Origin of the sequence: Paraburkholderia pallida (genome assembly GCF_004524855.1) — a bacterium.
Classification (GTDB): domain Bacteria; phylum Pseudomonadota; class Gammaproteobacteria; order Burkholderiales; family Burkholderiaceae; genus Paraburkholderia; species Paraburkholderia oxyphila.
On the sequence record NZ_CP038149.1, the window covers coordinates 1,910,630 to 1,927,042 of the forward strand.

The 16,413-nt window shown below is 64.7% G+C and carries 16 protein-coding genes; 3 read left to right on the forward strand and 13 right to left on the reverse strand.

Features of this window, described 5'->3' with window-relative positions:
• Position 1 precedes the first annotated feature (1 nt).
• Complete coding sequence (locus E1956_RS23720) at positions 2–2,443, reverse strand: PgaA family protein (protein WP_134753442.1); 2,442 nt, start codon at positions 2,441–2,443, stop codon at positions 2–4.
• A gap of 847 nt (positions 2,444–3,290) precedes the next feature.
• Between E1956_RS23720 and E1956_RS23725 the strand changes: the two genes are divergently transcribed.
• Positions 3,291–3,818: a hypothetical protein gene (locus E1956_RS23725; protein ID WP_232071571.1), complete on the forward strand. Its 528-nt coding sequence runs from the start codon at positions 3,291–3,293 to the stop codon at positions 3,816–3,818.
• A 63-nt stretch (positions 3,819–3,881) separates the two neighbouring features.
• Positions 3,882–4,529, forward strand: coding sequence for a hypothetical protein (locus E1956_RS23730; RefSeq protein WP_134753444.1), 648 nt, complete (start codon positions 3,882–3,884; stop codon positions 4,527–4,529).
• Between the two features lie 67 nt (positions 4,530–4,596).
• Here the strand turns inward: E1956_RS23730 and E1956_RS23735 are convergent, their stop codons facing one another.
• From E1956_RS23735 to E1956_RS23790, 12 genes are all read right to left on the reverse strand, one after another.
• Complete coding sequence (locus E1956_RS23735; RefSeq protein WP_256377779.1) at positions 4,597–5,625, reverse strand: TadG family pilus assembly protein; 1,029 nt, start codon at positions 5,623–5,625, stop codon at positions 4,597–4,599.
• A gap of 85 nt (positions 5,626–5,710) precedes the next feature.
• Positions 5,711–6,160 carry a TadE/TadG family type IV pilus assembly protein gene (locus E1956_RS23740; protein ID WP_256377780.1) on the reverse strand — a complete coding sequence of 150 codons (450 nt, stop codon included), beginning with the start codon at positions 6,158–6,160 and terminating at the stop codon, positions 5,711–5,713.
• Positions 6,157–7,050 (reverse strand): tetratricopeptide repeat protein, encoded by an 894-nt coding sequence (locus E1956_RS23745; protein WP_167760095.1) that lies wholly within the window; start codon positions 7,048–7,050, stop codon positions 6,157–6,159. Before E1956_RS23745 ends, E1956_RS23740 begins: the two co-directional genes overlap by 4 nt.
• Positions 7,051–7,076: 26 nt before the next feature.
• On the reverse strand, positions 7,077–8,021 hold the full coding sequence (locus E1956_RS23750; protein WP_232071789.1) for a type II secretion system F family protein: 945 nt from the start codon (positions 8,019–8,021) through the stop codon (positions 7,077–7,079).
• The gene (locus E1956_RS23755; protein WP_134753450.1) at positions 8,021–9,007 is read right to left on the reverse strand and encodes a type II secretion system F family protein; all 987 of its coding nucleotides are present in this window, start codon (positions 9,005–9,007) and stop codon (positions 8,021–8,023) included. Before E1956_RS23755 ends, E1956_RS23750 begins: the two co-directional genes overlap by 1 nt.
• Positions 9,004–10,446 (reverse strand): CpaF family protein, encoded by a 1,443-nt coding sequence (locus E1956_RS23760; RefSeq protein WP_134753452.1) that lies wholly within the window; start codon positions 10,444–10,446, stop codon positions 9,004–9,006. The genes E1956_RS23755 and E1956_RS23760 overlap by 4 nt, the downstream gene beginning before the upstream one ends.
• The gene (locus E1956_RS23765) at positions 10,446–11,672 is read right to left on the reverse strand and encodes a CpaE/TadZ family protein (protein WP_134753454.1); all 1,227 of its coding nucleotides are present in this window, start codon (positions 11,670–11,672) and stop codon (positions 10,446–10,448) included. Before E1956_RS23765 ends, E1956_RS23760 begins: the two co-directional genes overlap by 1 nt.
• 14 nt (positions 11,673–11,686) lie before the next feature.
• The gene (locus tag E1956_RS23770) at positions 11,687–12,118 is read right to left on the reverse strand and encodes a CpaD family pilus assembly lipoprotein (RefSeq protein WP_134753456.1); all 432 of its coding nucleotides are present in this window, start codon (positions 12,116–12,118) and stop codon (positions 11,687–11,689) included.
• A gap of 18 nt (positions 12,119–12,136) precedes the next feature.
• Entirely contained in the window at positions 12,137–13,579 is a 1,443-nt protein-coding gene (locus tag E1956_RS23775) for a type II and III secretion system protein family protein (RefSeq protein ID WP_167760096.1), read from the reverse strand.
• Between the two features lie 8 nt (positions 13,580–13,587).
• Complete coding sequence (gene cpaB, locus E1956_RS23780; protein ID WP_134753458.1) at positions 13,588–14,607, reverse strand: Flp pilus assembly protein CpaB; 1,020 nt, start codon at positions 14,605–14,607, stop codon at positions 13,588–13,590.
• A gap of 60 nt (positions 14,608–14,667) precedes the next feature.
• A complete protein-coding gene (locus E1956_RS23785; protein ID WP_232071573.1) occupies positions 14,668–15,159 on the reverse strand; it encodes a prepilin peptidase in 492 nt (163 codons plus the stop codon).
• A gap of 108 nt (positions 15,160–15,267) precedes the next feature.
• Positions 15,268–15,456 (reverse strand): Flp family type IVb pilin, encoded by a 189-nt coding sequence (locus tag E1956_RS23790; RefSeq protein ID WP_134753462.1) that lies wholly within the window; start codon positions 15,454–15,456, stop codon positions 15,268–15,270.
• Between the two features lie 618 nt (positions 15,457–16,074).
• On the opposite strand from E1956_RS23790, the gene E1956_RS23795 reads away from it, so the two are divergent.
• On the forward strand, positions 16,075–16,404 hold the full coding sequence (locus E1956_RS23795) for an ArsR/SmtB family transcription factor (RefSeq protein ID WP_134753464.1): 330 nt from the start codon (positions 16,075–16,077) through the stop codon (positions 16,402–16,404).
• Positions 16,405–16,413 lie beyond the last annotated feature (9 nt).

Sequence of the window (16,413 nt, forward strand, 5' to 3'; positions counted from 1 at the left end):
GTCAGAAGGGAACTGTGAGCGTGGCATAGGCGATCTCCGAAAATTCACGCGATCCGTCGTACGCGTGACTGAGCACACCGAAGCCATACTTGAGCGTGATGTCGTGACTGAACGTCCACGCGTGTTCGATACGGGCCCCAAGCTCCGCGCTCGTACCGAAGCCGCGCTCGTTATAGGCGCCCGCGGTCAAATAGAAACGCTGCACCAGGGCTTTTTCCCCGCTGCGCCAGATCGCCCATTGGTGCATGGCGACCACTTCCGCGGTGTAGTCGCGCGAAGGCGCGAAATAGGCCGCATTGGTAATCGTGTTGCTGTCCGTACTCAGGTTCAGCGAAATATTCACGAACTGGTTCGCTGTCGTGAATACGCGCTGCGTCCCGCTCAACGCAATCTCCTGATTGAAGTTCGAGTCGCTGTAGCGCGCCGCGGAGTAAGACAGCGAAGCCGAACGCTGATCGGTATCCGTGAAATTGAGGCTGGCCTCCGCGGTTTTCCCCCAGATATGGTTGAGGTACGCCTTCATGGGCAGCGCGTTGCTGTCGCTGTCGACGCCGGCGCTCGCCGACCAATAGTCGTTGAACGCATACGAGACTTCGCCGTTGCCGCCGGTGCGTCCGTCGCTGCCCATCGAACGCGTCGCTTCGCCGGTCACCGTCAACGGGCCATTGCGATAGTCGCCGCCAATACCGGTGCGGGTACGGCTGACATTGCCGATGTCCGTGTTCGCATAGCCATAGAACGTATGGGAAAAGACGCGCCAGTTGTCGAAGATCGGCGGCGAATACAGGGTCGTGTCGATACTGAACTCGTTGTCCGCCAGCACCGAGTTGCCATGCTCGCCGTTCACGTCGACCGTCAATACCGGCGCGAGGTACGCCTGATAGTCGCGCTTGAAGCTGCGCACGGAGCCGTTCTCGGGGAACGTGTCATCGAAAGCCGTGTTGATCCGGTGCGCGTTCGCGTAGTCTTCGAGCGCGATCGATGCGCGCCCGAGGCCGGAGAGTGCCTCGATGTTGTCCGGATGGTCCGTCAAGGTCGCGGAATACATGTCGCGAGCGCGCCGCGTCTGGCCCGTGCCGAGCACCGCATCGGCCTGCGCGTCGCGCACTTCCGCGTTGAACGGCACCTGCTGCTCGAGCCGCTGCAATCCGGCCATGCCTTCTTTCGTCTGGCCAATGTAAATCTGATACTGCGCGACCAGCCGGTAGTAGCGCAGATAGTCGTCGTTTGCGGGATCCCACGGATGCACCTCGTCGGCCGGCGGCAGGCCGGCGTGAATGTCGTCGAGCACCTGGTGGGCCTGCGCATATTTGTTCTGATCAGTGAGCGCATAGAACAGGCCTTCGCGCAGATCGATCAGACGCGTGTGCGAACCGTACTGGTAGCCGAGCGTTGCGGCGTCGGAGGGCGCCGCGCGCGTCTCTTCGATGGCACGGCGATACACCGCTTCCGACTTGGCCGGCTGCTGCAAATAGGAATAGGCGTCGCCCACCGACGCGAGGGCCTCGGCCGACACCTCCGAATTCTGCGGGATGGTTTCGAACACGGCGACGGCGTCTTCCATGCGCCCGCGCGCGGCATACGCAACGGTGCGATCGCCGGCAAGCGATGCGCGCACTTGCGCGTACTCCGGCGTATTCGGCAGACGTTTGTCGAATTCTTCCGCATGATGAATGGCGGCATCGAGCGAATCGAAGCGGTCCGTGCTCGTCATTGCGCGCACCTTGGAGCGGCCGCCCCGCACTTCTTGCCGGATCGCGAGTTCCTCGATCTCCGCGAGATCGACCGCCGAGAACACATCGGGGCGCTTCTTCGCTTCTTCGAGCGCGCGGTTCGCACCGCCACTCGTTGCGAGGCCAAAGATCTGATGGCGCAAATCCTCGCCGGGCTGCGGACCGTTTCCGGTCGTGGGCAGCTGCATTTGCGGCGTAACAGGTGCAGGTTGAGGTGCGGGTTGTTGCCCAGGCTGCGGAGCAGGCTGCGTGGGGCTATTGTCCTGTGCCTGCTGCGCTTGCTGCATGGGCGCGGGGGCAGCAGGCGTTGCGGGAGCAGCGGCAGTAGCGGGAGCAAGCGGCGGTTCAGCCGTTGGCGCTGCGGCCGGCGCAGTTGCCGGCGCCGCGGGCGCAGTTACGGGCGCTGTTGCCGTTGCCGACGCCGCGCTCTCCTGTGCAACCGTCTCGGCCGGCGCCGGCGCGACGTTCCCGGAAGGCGACGAAACCGGAACGCCCGAAGCGTCGCTCACGGTGTCTTGGGGCACGTCCGTCGAGGCCGTGACGGCATACACGGTGCTCCCCGAAGCATCGGTCATCACGGGGCGTACGACGGGATCGCTGCTCGCTGCATTGTCCGCGAGCGCCACCATGAACACCACTGGCTTCGCAGCGTCGACGCCCTGCGCGAAACCGTCCTTGCTTTCGAGCACTGCGTAGGCTGACAAAAGCATGACCGCCGCGGGGGCGCATGCACTGAGTGGACGCCGCCGAGGCGACGTGTACGAACGCTTGCTCTCGACCATTTTTGTTTGCCCCTTGCTGTTTGTTGTCGTTCAGTACGACACACGACACGGCACTTGCAAATGTCGTACCGCTTTCTGCGTACGAATATCGCTTCTGCACAACATCCCAAGGCAATACCACTCACGCATGCACAGCGATCGTGAATGTCAGTCAACGGGCGCACCTATGAACGCATGGTACGGGACGCCCAAGCATCACCCGCCCGCGCGGCAAGTGATGTCCTCACTCGTCATTCATCTGATCGGTGAAGTATTTTTTATTGCGGACTCAATCAAATATGGAGTCAGGCTCCAATCACAACCGCGCTACTCTTCGCTGTTGAAGCAGCGAAGAAATCGTCAGTACATCATGGAATATCGAGCGCTACGGCACGCTCGCCAATCGGCAGACCCGGAACATCCGGCTTGCGGCGTCCTTGCGATTGCCCGATAGACACAGTACCGGGACAACACATCAGATCAGATCAGAACATCGAAGCGTTGCAGGTGTGTTTCAACGCTTCCCGCACCAGGAACGTGCGGCACTTGAATTGCTACCTCTCCGTGAGGCACATGACCACACTCTAGTTCACGGTTATGCGAGATCCATCAGCACGTTTCATCCGGTTACAACTGAGTACTCTTCTTCACTTAGTTAACACAACTATGCTGCTATATGTACCTGCATTCTGTGGTCGAGTGGACGGACGCGGCATAAATTACTGACGACCCGTGAGCGGTTGCTTTTGGCCCCCACGGTCCCTATCCTAGTTGCACACCAAAGAGGGAGATAACCATGGGGACTCTGAAGAAAAAAGGTCTGCTCCTGCCCGTGAGCCTCGTGCTCTTCACCAGTGCGTATGCGGTATCTGCCTGGGCACAGATCGCGAGACCCGTTGGAACACAAAACTCGCAACCCATGACGCCAATGGCTGAGACAGCGCCATCGGCACCCATGGCGCCAACCGCCCCACCCAGTTCCACCACGCCGGCTGCTCAATCGAACGCTCCGGCGGCGCCGCAACAGATGCTCTATTACGTCTGCGGTAATACGAACATCGACGCTCACGTAACGTCTCCCGACCCTCAACATCCGTTCAACCTTGGTGTGACGTTTGTCTCCTCGTCGAGCGGCGCCCCGCTGACCGAGGTTTCCGTCAAGGTGAGGCGGCACGGCCGTGTGCTGATGGATTTCATCGCCGCCGGTCCGCATTGCCTGTTTTCCGTGCCGGACGCGGACTACCGTATCGAAGGCACTTACCGGGGCGAGATGAAATTCGAAATCGTCCAGACCGGCACCATGAATGCCCAGATCAAGTGGTAAGCGTCAGACAGGTTTGAAAGCTGCACGGTCTGCGCGGCCCGCTCCTCAGGAAACACCCGAGCCATGGCGATACCGAACCCGCCTGAAGATCAGTCGATTGACGAGCCTGCCAACAGCGGGCACGCAATCGAACACGAACGCGGCGACTCCCCGACACCCGCTACATCGGGCGCCGGGCTCAGCGTGGCGCTGAGCGTCGCGTTCTACGTGCTCGTACTGGCTGCCGGCATCGGCTACGATCACGCGCATCGGTTGCGTGATCCACAATCCGACACGCCCGACACGGCCAGCGGCGCCTGGCTGGCCAGTGTGCAGGCACCGCCAGGCCGTCTGATGCCGCTCGAAGCGATCGCACCGGTCAGGGTGCTGCTCGCCCAGGCGCACAACTGCGCGTTGGCCGGCCAATGGGATTGCGTAAGCGACGCAACGGGCTCGGCCATCGCATTACGCGGCGATACGCCCGAAACGCAGCCTGAGGCCCGCACGCTGGTCGCTCAGGCAAACGCCAGCGAGATGTGGGTCTCGTCTCGCGCGGCGGTTGCAAGGCCTGCTTACGCCGGCCGTAACGAACGCCTGAAAGTGGCGGCCCATGCGGGCGCGTCAGATGGAAAATGGCACCACTATCGACATACCGGCGCATGGTACATGGCAAAACGAACGAACGAACGCCGCGCGTCGCCCGAACTCCTGGCCGACCTGTATCGCCATTGAAGACGGCTTTCTCCGAGCATGGCGCGTGTATCGCGCGACTTTCTTTTATTGAGCGCCGCCGCCCAGCTCAAAATGCGAGACGCGGCGCGACGTAGCCACCATAGTTCGACGAGGACACGCCGGTCCCCTGCGTCGGCATCTTGTATCCGGCTACGAAGTGCCCCTCGATGTACTTGCCACCCTGGCTCACGGTGTCGATGTAAAAGGCGGCGAACGCGATGATCGACACGGTGGTCTTGCTCACGATCTGGGTGCCGACTGGCATGAGGACGGTCGTTCCCATGGGAACGCTCTTGTAGACGGCCGCCTTCACACCTGGCTCGATGTAGATGCTGCTCCCGATCGAAAGTGCGGTCGGATTTCCGTTAGTGATCAAACCGGTGATCGTCGGCGTGTCGTTGGCGACGATGAGGAACGACGTCCACTGCCCTGCTTCGCAGGACGAACCATAGGTTTGGCCGTTGCCGATCTCGAACTCGTAAGGCTGGCCTGCCGCATTGAGCGTGGGTGCATTCTGTGCCGAGTTCCAGTATTGGTTGTACACGCACTGATCCATGACCATAGGAAAGAGTGCGCCGGCGGGCACCGCGGACGGCGGCGCAATGACCGCCACGGCCGTTGCGCTATCGGCGGTCGACTGCATGCCGAGCAGCGAGCCGAGCAGCAACGACACGAGGCCGCCATTGCTCGCGGCATTGCGAGTGATCGTCACCTGTACCGCGGGCTCGAGCATTTGGCCCGACGTGCCCGGCAGCGTGACCTGGCTCGGCGTGAGCAGCGTGGGCGACGACGCGGCAATGTCCCAATAGCCCGCCGTGACCGCTCCGCTGGAGAGCTTGACACCGCCCGACGAATTCAACGCAATGGCCGCCGTTGCGGACGAGGCCGCCCCGGCCCAGTTCAGCGCTGTAGCGTTGTTTTGGAGGAGCGCGCCAGCGCCGGCGAGCGCCGCTGCGTCAGCGCCGTTTTGCAATTCGCCGCTGGCCGCGAAGACAAGCGGCAGGTCCATCGCAAATGCGCCGAACATCAGCAGCACCGTGAACGTCAGCAAGAACCAGAGTACGACCGACCCGCGCTCTTGCGGTCTCGCACGCACGCGCGAGTGCGGGCGCGCTCGCGTATGGCGCCGCAGCGGCGACGGGCAAAGGGTCGCAGCCGCGGCCCGGCGGGTATGCACGCCCTTATTCACAGTTCTTCACCGCGACGGCCTTCACCGTGACAGGCCCCGTTAGTGCGCTGAATGCCGAGCCGAGCACCACGCCGTTGTAGGTGTAGCTAATGCTCACCTGCAGCGGATTGCTGCTACCGGCGGCCGCGCAGCCGCCCGTCGGGCTCACGGTCACCGTAGGGGGCGTGTTCGTGCCGCTGGTCACCAGGCCATTGTTCGTATAGGCGAGCGCAACCGTCTGGATCTGGCCTTGCGTATAGGGCGACGCGCGCAGCACGACGCCCTGGCGCGCCGCCTCCCCGGCCGCGTTGGTGATCACGGCCTTGTCGCAAAGCACCATGCTCACGTCGACGATGCCGAACAACAGCATCAGCAGGAACGGCAGCATCAGCACGAACTCGAGCGAAACGACGCCACGCGCGTGAGCGCGGGAACCGCGGCCGGAGCGCCCGCGCGCCTTCAACGGAGCACTCCGCCAGCGATGGTGCTCGCCGCCGACACCGGCTGTGTTCCACCCGCGCCCGCATCGCCCGCACCACCCGTGTCACGCTTCGTGGTAGCGAGGCGCTCACGCAGTTGCTGATAGAAGCGCAGATTGTCGTCCGCGGAATCGGCCGGCATGTCGGTGACCAGGATACGCCTGGCCGCCTCGCTGTTGCCGAGCAATCCGTACGCGAGCGCGAGGTCATGGCGAGCCTGTGGCGGCGCGTCGGGCAAGCCGGCTACGTCGAGCAGCACATTGGCGCCCGCGCGCACATCGCCGGACAGGATGAGTGACAGGCCGAGATCCGCATTGAGCCCCACGACCTCGGGGTGGCGCTGCAAGGCCGCCCGATAGACCGCCTGCGCCTGCACGTGCTTGCCCTCGAGATCCAGTGTGGTGCCAAGCCCCTCGGCCGCTACCGCATGCTCCGGATGGGCCGCGAGGAGTTCGCGATAGCGCCTCTCGGCCTCGTCGAGCCGCCGCTGACGCAGCGCGACGCGCGCGAGCCCGAGCATCGCGCGCGCATCGTCCGGCGCGGCGGCTGCCACCCGCGCATAGAGGACGCCGGCGCGCGCGAGGTCGCCGCTCTGATACATCGCATCGCCGAGACCGAGCTGCGCGGCCTTCGATTGCGGGTCGGTCTTCAGCGCCTTTTCGAAGAGCGACATGGCAAGCTGCGTGTCGCCGGCTTCAAGCGCGCTTTCGGCGACATGCATGTCGGCCTGCGCATCGGGCAGGTGCGTGGCGGCAGCCGGCTGGGGCGTCACGAAGTGATTGCTTGCACAACCCGTTTCAAGCAACGCGGCGGCCAGCGGTGCCAGCAGCGCGACGAGCGTCGCGCGCGCAAGCTTCGGAAGAGATGGGTTCAATTTCAACTCCTGAAACCACGAGGCGCTCAATGGCCGTTGAACACGGCCATGATTCGAATGGCCGCCGGCCCCGCCGCAATGAGCGAGACGGTCGGCATGATGAAGAACATCATCGGCATCACCATCTTGGGTGCCAGCTTGGCGGCCTTTTCCTCGAGCGCGACCATCTGCATGGTCCGCTCGGTGCGCGACAGCGTGCGCAGCGATTGCGTGACCGGCGTGCCGTACTTCTGTGACTGCACCAGCGTCGTCACCAGTGCGCGCATCGTGGGCAGACCGACTCGCGCCGACATCCCATGGAGCGCCTGCGCGGTGTCTCCGCCAATGCTGAGTTCGTCCGCTGTTACGGTGAACTCATCGGCAAGCTGCGGGCAGATGATGCGCAGCTCGCTCGCCACGCGCTTGATGGCAACCACGAGACTATTGCCTGCGTTGGTGCAGACGACGAGCAGATCGAGCGCGTCGGGCAGCGCGGCGGCGATCGCTTTGCGGCGATGCCGGATGAAGAACGCGAGTGCATATTCCGGCAGCATCATGCCGACGACGAATGCGCCCGCCATCAGCAGCGCACGCACCGCAAATATCTGGCCGACCTTGGGCAGATGCCCGCCGAGAGCGATGGCGCCGAGCGCGAGACAGGCTCCCGCAACGATCTTGAGCCCCGCAATGACGGCGACCGCGCGCTGGTCGCGGAAGCCCGCGTTGGCAAGACGCATGGCCAGCTTGGCGCGGTCGTCGGCCTGCACGACAGGCAGCCGTTCGCCGAGCGCGGCGATCCGTTTGGCGAAGCGCTGCGGCATGCGTTTCGCGGCGTCGGCCGTCGCATTGTTGTCGACGCCCACGCGGCCCACCGCTTGCCGGGTGCGCTGAACGATGCGTGCGCGCGGGCTCGAATCGCGCCGGACCAGCCACAGGGTGAACGCTGCGAGCAGGAAAAGCAGGGCGCCATTGCGCCAGAGGTCGGCGTTCATCATCGCGACGTGTCCAGGTTCGAAATCTTGTTGATGAGCCACAGCCCGATCGTGAGCAGCACGGCGGAAAGCGTGAGGATCTTGTGTCCGGCCCGGGTATTCGTGAGCGTCTCGAGATAGGGCCGATTGACGAGGTAGAGAAAGGCCATGAGCGTGAACGGGACGGCTGCGATCATCTTGCTCGCGAGTCGCCCTTCCGCCGTGAGCGCCTTGCTCTTTGCCCGGATGTCGCGCCGCATGCGCACGATGCCCGAGAGGTTCTCGAGCGTATCGCCCAGATTGCCGCCCGTCTCGCGCTGCAGGTTCAGGCAGACGGAAAAGAACGAGAAGTCGGCGAGCCTCAGGCGCGCCGCAGCCTGCTCGAGCACCTCCTTCAGCTCGGCGCCCACGAGCAAGGCATCGCCCATGGTGCGAAATGTCGTCCGCACCGGCTCCTCGCTTTCGACGCCCGCGACGCAGATGGCCTGCACGACGGGAATGCCGGCGCGCACCGCGCGAATGATGAGGTCGATCGTATCGGGAAAGACGGCGAGAAAGCGTTTCCTGAAACGATCGATCAACCAGCGGTAAGCCCCCCGCACGATGAGAACCGGAATGACGATGCAGGCGAGCACGTGCAGCACCGGCCCCACAGGCGCGAACGCCGTGCCGATTATCGATACAACGAGTGCCGCGCTCGCGATGACATACATCGCGCGAACACCGCCCGGGCCACTGACCGTGCGTATGCGTTCGTGCCAGGCCGTAACGACGGCGAAGAGGGCGTCGTGGTCGGCAAAGCGGCGCTTGGGCTGCAGCAGCTGCGCCTGTTGCGCCGCGTCGCGCTCCGCGAGCGTGGCCCTGGAATCGTCACGCACCTCGGCCACGCGCGCGCGAATGCGCGTACGCGGCTGCTGGCGCGCGATGCTGCGCAACGCGCGCACGATGAGGCCGCCGATGACGAAGGCGAAGAACGCGCCGAAGCCGATGACGTCCGCGGATCTCATGATTGCATCGCCGCGAGCAGCGCCTCTTCGAGACCAAAGTAGGCTGCGCGCTGGGAGAACACCGGACGCAGCGACGAGCAGTCGAACGTCCCGCGCACCTGCTCTTCGTAAGCGGTGCCGTTGTAGCGGAACGTGAACAGGTCTTGCGTGATGACGACGTCGCCTTCCATGCCCGCGATCTCGGTCACATGGGTCACGCGCCGCACGCCGTCACGCATGCGCTCGACTTGCAGGATCAGATTGACGGCGCTGGCAATCTGTCTGCGGATCGACAGGAGCGGTAGATTGCCGTTGGCCATCATCACCATGCTCTCGAGTCGCGTGATGGCATCGCGCGGGGTGTTCGCGTGAATCGTCGTCATCGATCCGTCGTGCCCCGTATTCATCGCCTGCAAGACGTCGAATGCTTCCGTGCCGCGCGTCTCGCCAAGAATGAGCCGGTCCGGGCGCATCCGCAGCGCGTTGCGAACGAGGTCGCGCTGGGAGACGCCGCCGAGGCCTTCGCTGTTTTCGGGCCGCGTCTCGAGGCTGACGACGTGCGGCTGCTGCAGTTGCAGCTCGGCGGCGTCCTCGATCGTGACGACGCGCTCGGTTTCGTCGATGAAGCGCGAGAGCGCATTGAGCAGCGTCGTCTTGCCGGAGCCCGTGCCGCCGGAGACGATGATGTTCAGGCGGCACGCCGTCGCGATGCGCAGCACGTCCACCATCTGCGTCGAGATATTGCCTTGCTGCGCCATCCGGCCGAGCGTGATGTTGCGTTTGGCGAACTTGCGAATCGAGATCGATGCCCCGCGCAGCGCGATCGGCGGCAGCACGACGTTGACGCGGCTGCCGTCGGCAAGACGTGCATCGACCATCGGGCTGCTTTCGTCGACGCGCCGCCCGATTGCGGCCGCGATGCGCTGCGCCACGTTGATGACATGCGCGTTGTCGCGGAACTTCAGCGTCGTCAGTTCAAGGCGGCCGCCACGCTCGACGTAGACCTGGTCCGGTCCGTTCACGAGAATATCGGTGACGCGTTCGTCCGCGAGCAGGGGCTCGATGGGCCCGATGCCGAACATGTCGTTGAGAATCTCGTCGACGACCAGCGTCTGCTCGGCCAGCGTCAGCGACAAGCGCTCGCGGGCGGTCGTCTCGGCCGCGATCTGCTCGACGCCCGTGCGGACCTCGCTGCGCGACATCGTCAGCGCCGCCGACATGTTCATCGACGCAAACACGGCCGCACGAATCGCCTTGAACGTCTCGGAGCGGATCAGCGCTTCATTGCGGTCCGCGGCGGCGTGGCTCACGGCGGCCGGCGAGCCTGCCGACGCAGCCAGCGCCGCCTCGCGCTTGCTCCCTTCGGGCTCGGCTGCAGCGGGGTCGGGAGCCCCGCTGCGGGGCTCATCGGCATCGCCGAAGGACGGGCCGATCGCGAGGGTGTTGCGGCGGCCGAACATCAGCTCGCCCTCCGCGTGGGCAACAGGCGCCTGTACCACGGCTCGCGGGCCACGGTCGCTTCGCTGCCCGTGATCGTATTGGCCAGCGACACGATGGCCGTTGCGAACGGCGAGCGTTGTGCGTGGGCAAGCGTTTCGGCTTCACCGAGGTTCTCGGCAAGAGCAAGGCTCTGCGGCTCGTAGGGCAGTGAATGCACGGACCCGCGTGCGAGCGCGTTGGCGAAATCGTCCTCGCGAACGCGCCCGGAAACGGGCTGCCGCGCTTCGTTGAGCAGCACCGTGATGGCGGGCGCGCCGTCGAGGGTCTGGGCGAAACGGCAAAGCCGCGCCGCTTCGCGTGCCGAATGCACGGAGAGATCGGCCACGACGTGGATCGTCGAGCTCGCATCGAGCGCTTCCTCGACGAGTCGGCCCGCGCGCCCGGGCAGATCGAGCATGATGTAGTGGAAGTGGCGCTTGAGCATCGCGACGAGCTCGCTGAGCGCGCCCGAACGCAAGACGAACTCCTGGTTGTACGGGAGCTCCGAGGCCAGCACGAGAAGACGATCGCTCTGCGCGACGAAAGCCTGATTGATCAGTTGCTGATCGAGCCGCTGCGGGTTTTGCAGCAATTCGATGAGCCCGTTGTTGGCGGTGACGCCGAGCATCGAGGTGGCCGCGCCGCCGTACGGATCGAGATCGACATAGGCGATGCGGCGCCGCGTCTTGCCGGCAAGATGGGAAGCGAGCGCGGTGGCGATCGTCGTGACGCCGACGCCGCCCCGGGCGCCGACGAATGAGAGCACCTTGCCCATGCGAGCCGACGTGCCGCCGTCGGTGGACGTCAGCGCGCGCCGGACGAGCTCCGCGGTGAGCGGCTTGACGAGATAGTCCTGCGCGCCGAGGTGCAGCAGGCTGCGAAAGAGCCCGACATCGTTGCGCTCGCCCACCACGATCACGGCGACAGAGGGATCGACGACCTCGGCGAGACGCGTCAGATCGGAGATCGGCATCGTCGATCCCGTCACATCGACGATCAGGTAGCGTGGCGACTCCTTCAGTGAAGTCATGATTTCGTACGCATCGTCGAGCGAGCCGAGCGTGACGTGCGAGGTCGCGATGCCCTGATCGACGATGACGCTCTTGACGACCTCGATGCTTTGCGTGTCGGCGACGACGGCGATGAGTTTCTCGGCGCCGGACGGACGGCTCCGGCGTTTGAGGATGTTCGATTCGAAAGCGCCCATGCGTCCCATCTCCGTTATTGCGATCCGGACGGCGAACCCGTCGTCGATGCCGAGTTCGACGAAGAACTCGAAGAATCCGTGCTCAGCGGAATCGACCGGCCTTCCTCGTAGCGCCGCACCGCGCTTGCGGCGAGCGGCGCGTCCGCGCCGGTGTAGGGCACGGGCGCCACGAGGTCGGCGGGCCGCGCGAGCATCGTGGCCAGGTTCGAGTAGGTCGCGCAGCCGAACGCCACGCCAGGCCGCGCCTCGCCCGCATCGAGCATGCCGGAGCGCTGATTGAGCGAGGCGCACTGCGGCGGCGTCGCGCGTCCGCCGTCGCCGGGCGTAAAGCCGATCACGGAGGGATCGGGCATGCCGAGCGGCGGCTGCGCCGACATGCACGACGCGAGGCCAACGCTAGCCATGGCGGCGAAAATCGTGGCAATGAGGGAGAGCCGAGCGTTCATCGCGGTCCCATGTGAAGATCAATAGACGAAGCCCGCAGCGCCAACGAGGCGAGGCGAATTGGCCGAAAGCGGGTCGATCCCGAGCGACTGGCCCACGGCGAACTCGATGTCGCTGCTGGGGTTGATGACGTCGTCCAGCGCGCCGCGCAGGCGGCCCGGCCCCGTCGGCCCGACGATATACGGCGTCACGATGACGACGAGCTCCGACTTGTTGTTCTGGTACTTCTTCGACGAGAACAGCTTGCCGAGAATCGGCAGGCCGCCGAGGCCGGGAAGCTCGGAGAGCACGTCGCTCGTCGAGCTCTGCAGGAGTCCGCCGATGGCGAAGCTCTGCCCGCTCGACAGCTCGACGGTGGTCTCCATGCGGCGCACGGTCAGCGCCGGCACCACGATCGAGTTCAGCGTGATGCTGTTGCTCGGATCGATCTGGCTGACTTCGGGCCGTACGTTCAGGCTGATGCGGTTGTCGGCGAGCACGGTCGGGGTGAAGTTCAGCGCGACGCCATACGGTTTGTATTCGATCGTGATCGTGCTCGTCGTGCCGCTCTGCGGCACCGGGATCGGCAGCTCGCCGCCGGCGAGGAAGCTCGCCGTCTGGCCCGACATCGCGGTCAGGTTCGGTTCCGCCAGCATCGTCAGCAAGCCTTCCTGATCGAGCGCGTCGAGCACGCCTTCGATCGTCGTCTTGCCGGCCTTGAAGCCGCCCAGCACCGAGTACGCCCCATTGGACTGAATGTTGAACAGGTTCGTCGTCGCGTCGAAAAGCGCGCGCCCGTTGAACAGCCCACCGAAGAAGTTGCCGCCCGCGCCAATGGCATTCCAGTTGACGCCCAGTTGCTGCGTGATGTTGCGATCCACTTCGGTGATACGCACGCGCAGCAGCACCTGAATCGGGTGTGCGACCGAGAGGCGGTTCACGAGCTGCTCGTTGGCGTGCAGATACGGCTGCAGTGTTTGGACAACGGCATCGGCATCCGCCGCGCTCGGCACCGCGCCGCTGACCATCAGCGAACCGGGCGCACCCGAGACCGTGACCCCGAATTTGGGGAAGCGCGCGTCGACGAGGCGCTGAATCGAAGCCGTATCCGTGGACACGCTGATCGTCTTGCGCAGAATTTCCCGGTTGTTCGGGCCAAGTGCAAACAGGGTCGTCGTGCCGGACTTCTTGCCGAGCACGAACACCGAGCGCGGCGTCGGCACATGGACATCGGCAACGTTCGGGTCGGCGACAAAGACGGCCACGGCGGGCTGCGGCAGCTCGATCAACGTGCCACTGCCTGCCGCTACCGACAACACATCGGCGGGTTCGGCGGGCTCTTTCGCCCATGCCGCCCCCGCGCCGGGGCCGGCGAACGAGGCCATGACAGACAGCACGGCGAACATGGCGGTGACGGCAAAACGGCCGCCTGCGCAAGCCCGCGCGCAGCGTGAAAACGGCTTGCCGTGTGTGAGGCTGAACATGGGGTGTCCTATGATCCTGCAGCGGTGGCGGGAGCCGCGTCGGCGCGTGGGGGCGCGGCGGGCAGCATGCCGGCAGGCAGCGGCGGCAGGCCCGGCGCGCCTGTCGACGTGCCGCCGGGCAAGTCAACGTCTGCCTGCTCGACGGTCGAGCCGCGGTAGATGACGACATGCGGCGCCGGTGCGGCGGCTTTCAGCGCGTGCGGCGTGGCCGGTGCGCTTTCACCGCGCAGCGCGCGCGAGACGTCGCCGGCCCACACCGGCGGTGTCCGCGTCATGGCGACGTCCTCGACATCCGGCGCGTGCCGGTCACGCGTGGCAAAACTGCGCAACGCAAGCGAGAGCGTGCCGAGGTGCGCCGCCACCGTGATCGTCTGGGCGCTCGTCGGCGTGACTTCGATGGTCACGGTGCGAGCGTTCGTGCTCGGGGCGTTGCCCGCGGCGCTGTCGTCATCCTTCGGACGACGAAACGCCGTGCCGACCGCAAGTACGCGCACGCGCTCGGCGACCGTTTCCGATTCGACCGCACGCGCAGGATCGACATGAGCGCCTGTTTCGTTGCGCATCTGCTGGGTCAGCAGGATGTCGACATAGTCGCCCGGCTGAATGAGCCCGGCATTGCCCGAGACGTCGTCGACGGCCACCGAGATCGCCCGCATGCCAGGCTTGAGCGCAGCGGCGAGAAAACCGGGGGCGCCCGGCAAAATCACGTCGGCAACGCCAAGGGGCGTCCCCGCGCGTACCGCGTGCCGCAGCAGATCGCCTTTGAGGTCTTTCGCGCTGCTGTCGTCGGCGGGCGCTTCGACGAGTGCGCCTGCCGGGACCTGGTCGCGCGGCATCGTCTTCCATACGAGGTCCGCGTCGCGCAACAGCAGGCCGTCCGGCAAATCGTCGGCAGCGGCGCGCACGCGCACCATCGGTGCGTGAGACGCCGCGTGCGGGCTCGATGCCGCAATGAACAGCGCACGAATGATAAATGCGCCAATGGCGGCGATGACAACGAGCGCGGCAAGCTTGATGAAGTTTTGCATAGGGGCGGCCTTGTATTCAGGCTGGCGGCGCACGACTCGGCAGCAGGTAACTTTGGATAACTAAACGAGCAACTGAAGCATGGCGAGCGTCGTGCGATGGCCGGCTGTGGGCTGCAACAAGACTGCGACGATGCCGCCCAACGCGAGTGCGACGCCGTACGGGACGCCGCGCGCCGGCGCGATCCAGTCCAGCCGCATGCTCAAGCCCGCCAGGGCGGGAATGCGCTGCAAGCCGGCCACGGCGAGCACGGCGAGGGCCACAAGCACTCCGAACAACGAAACCACCACCAGCACCGGCGAGGACTCGGGCCCTGCCCAAAGGAAGACCGCGGCGGCAAGCTTGACGTCACCGCCGCCGAGCCAACCCAATCGAAACATCAGTGCAGCCACGCCAAGCGACGCCGCACCCGCAGCCACATGGATGTCCCATGACGCATGGACGAGCCCGATCATCGCGGCGTTGACGAAATACAGGGCGGCAAACGCGGCCACGGCGGCATTGGGCAGGCGCCGCATGCGCAGATCGAAACCTGCGAGCACGACGAGGGTCATGCAGGCACCCGCTTTCACTACACCCAGGGCTAGCATCGTTTGCCTCTGCACCGAGGAAGGTGGGCTCCGGCTCGCACAGGCTCATGCTGGGCCGGAGCATCACGACCACTAGATCGCGTTGGTGGCCTTCGTGAGCAGCGTGTTGAAGAGGCCCTGAATACCACCCGTACCATTGCTGCCCGCGATGTACGTGCCAACCAGAGCGAGGGCAGCGACGATGATGCCGCCAAGAACCGCATATTCCAGCGAGCTGACGCCGCGCTCGTCGCGCGAAAGGGAACGGATAAAACGCAGCATGGGAAGACTCCTTGTTAAGTAAGGACTGCATAGCATAATTGCCTGCAGATTGGCCACAAAGGAGGATCGACTCATCCCCCGAACCCCTCTAACGGCAATTGGCCGACAAGCTTGAGGCCACTGCGCGTGAACTGGGATCTGGTGTAGGCGCCCTTCCTTGATGCAAATCGTATTGCGGGCGGGAGCGATGCGATTGGTCGAATAGAGATGGAAAGCGGCGCCAGTCTTTGCCTTATAAAATCCTTTCAAATCAGATGATTACGACATACTTTCGGTGCGGATGCTGGCGCAATCGGCAGAGCAGGCTTGCTATCTGAAATACGGATTCCTTATCTAATTAACGAACAGAGTTTGGCCACGACATCGCGTTCGAGACCATCGTCTTTCGTCTGATCTTTGCGAATCCTATGCAGTTAGTCGCGGCGACAAGCAAGCCGCGCTCGCGCTGAAGCGGAATTGCGCGCCGCGCATGCGCATCCACCGCCGGCTGCCCCGAACCCCCAACTCCGTAAAGTGCGGTCTTTCGCCTCGCCGGACGGACAACCCTCTTGAAATCAGTGTCATCGCCCATATCGTTAAAATGCGATATATGATTCGCACAGTTACGATGCAACGCCCATGAAGAAATCTGAACCGACCCCAACGCTCGACGTCGACGTCGATGCGATCTACAAGGCGCTGGCGAATCCCGTGCGGCGCGAGATCCTCGCATGCCTGCGCGAGCCGAAGGTCCATTTCGCCGATCAGGAGCTTCCGCTCGAGCACGGCGTCTGCGCGGGCCGGATCGACGCGCACTGCGAGCTCTCGCAATCCACGGTGTCGGCGCATCTGGCCGCGCTGCAGAAGGCGGGGCTCGTCACGTCCAAACGCGTCGGCCAATGGGTGTTCTTCAAGCGCAACGAGCCAGTGATCGAGGCGTTTCTGGCCCTCGTGAGCAAGCAGTTGTGACGGCGAGCA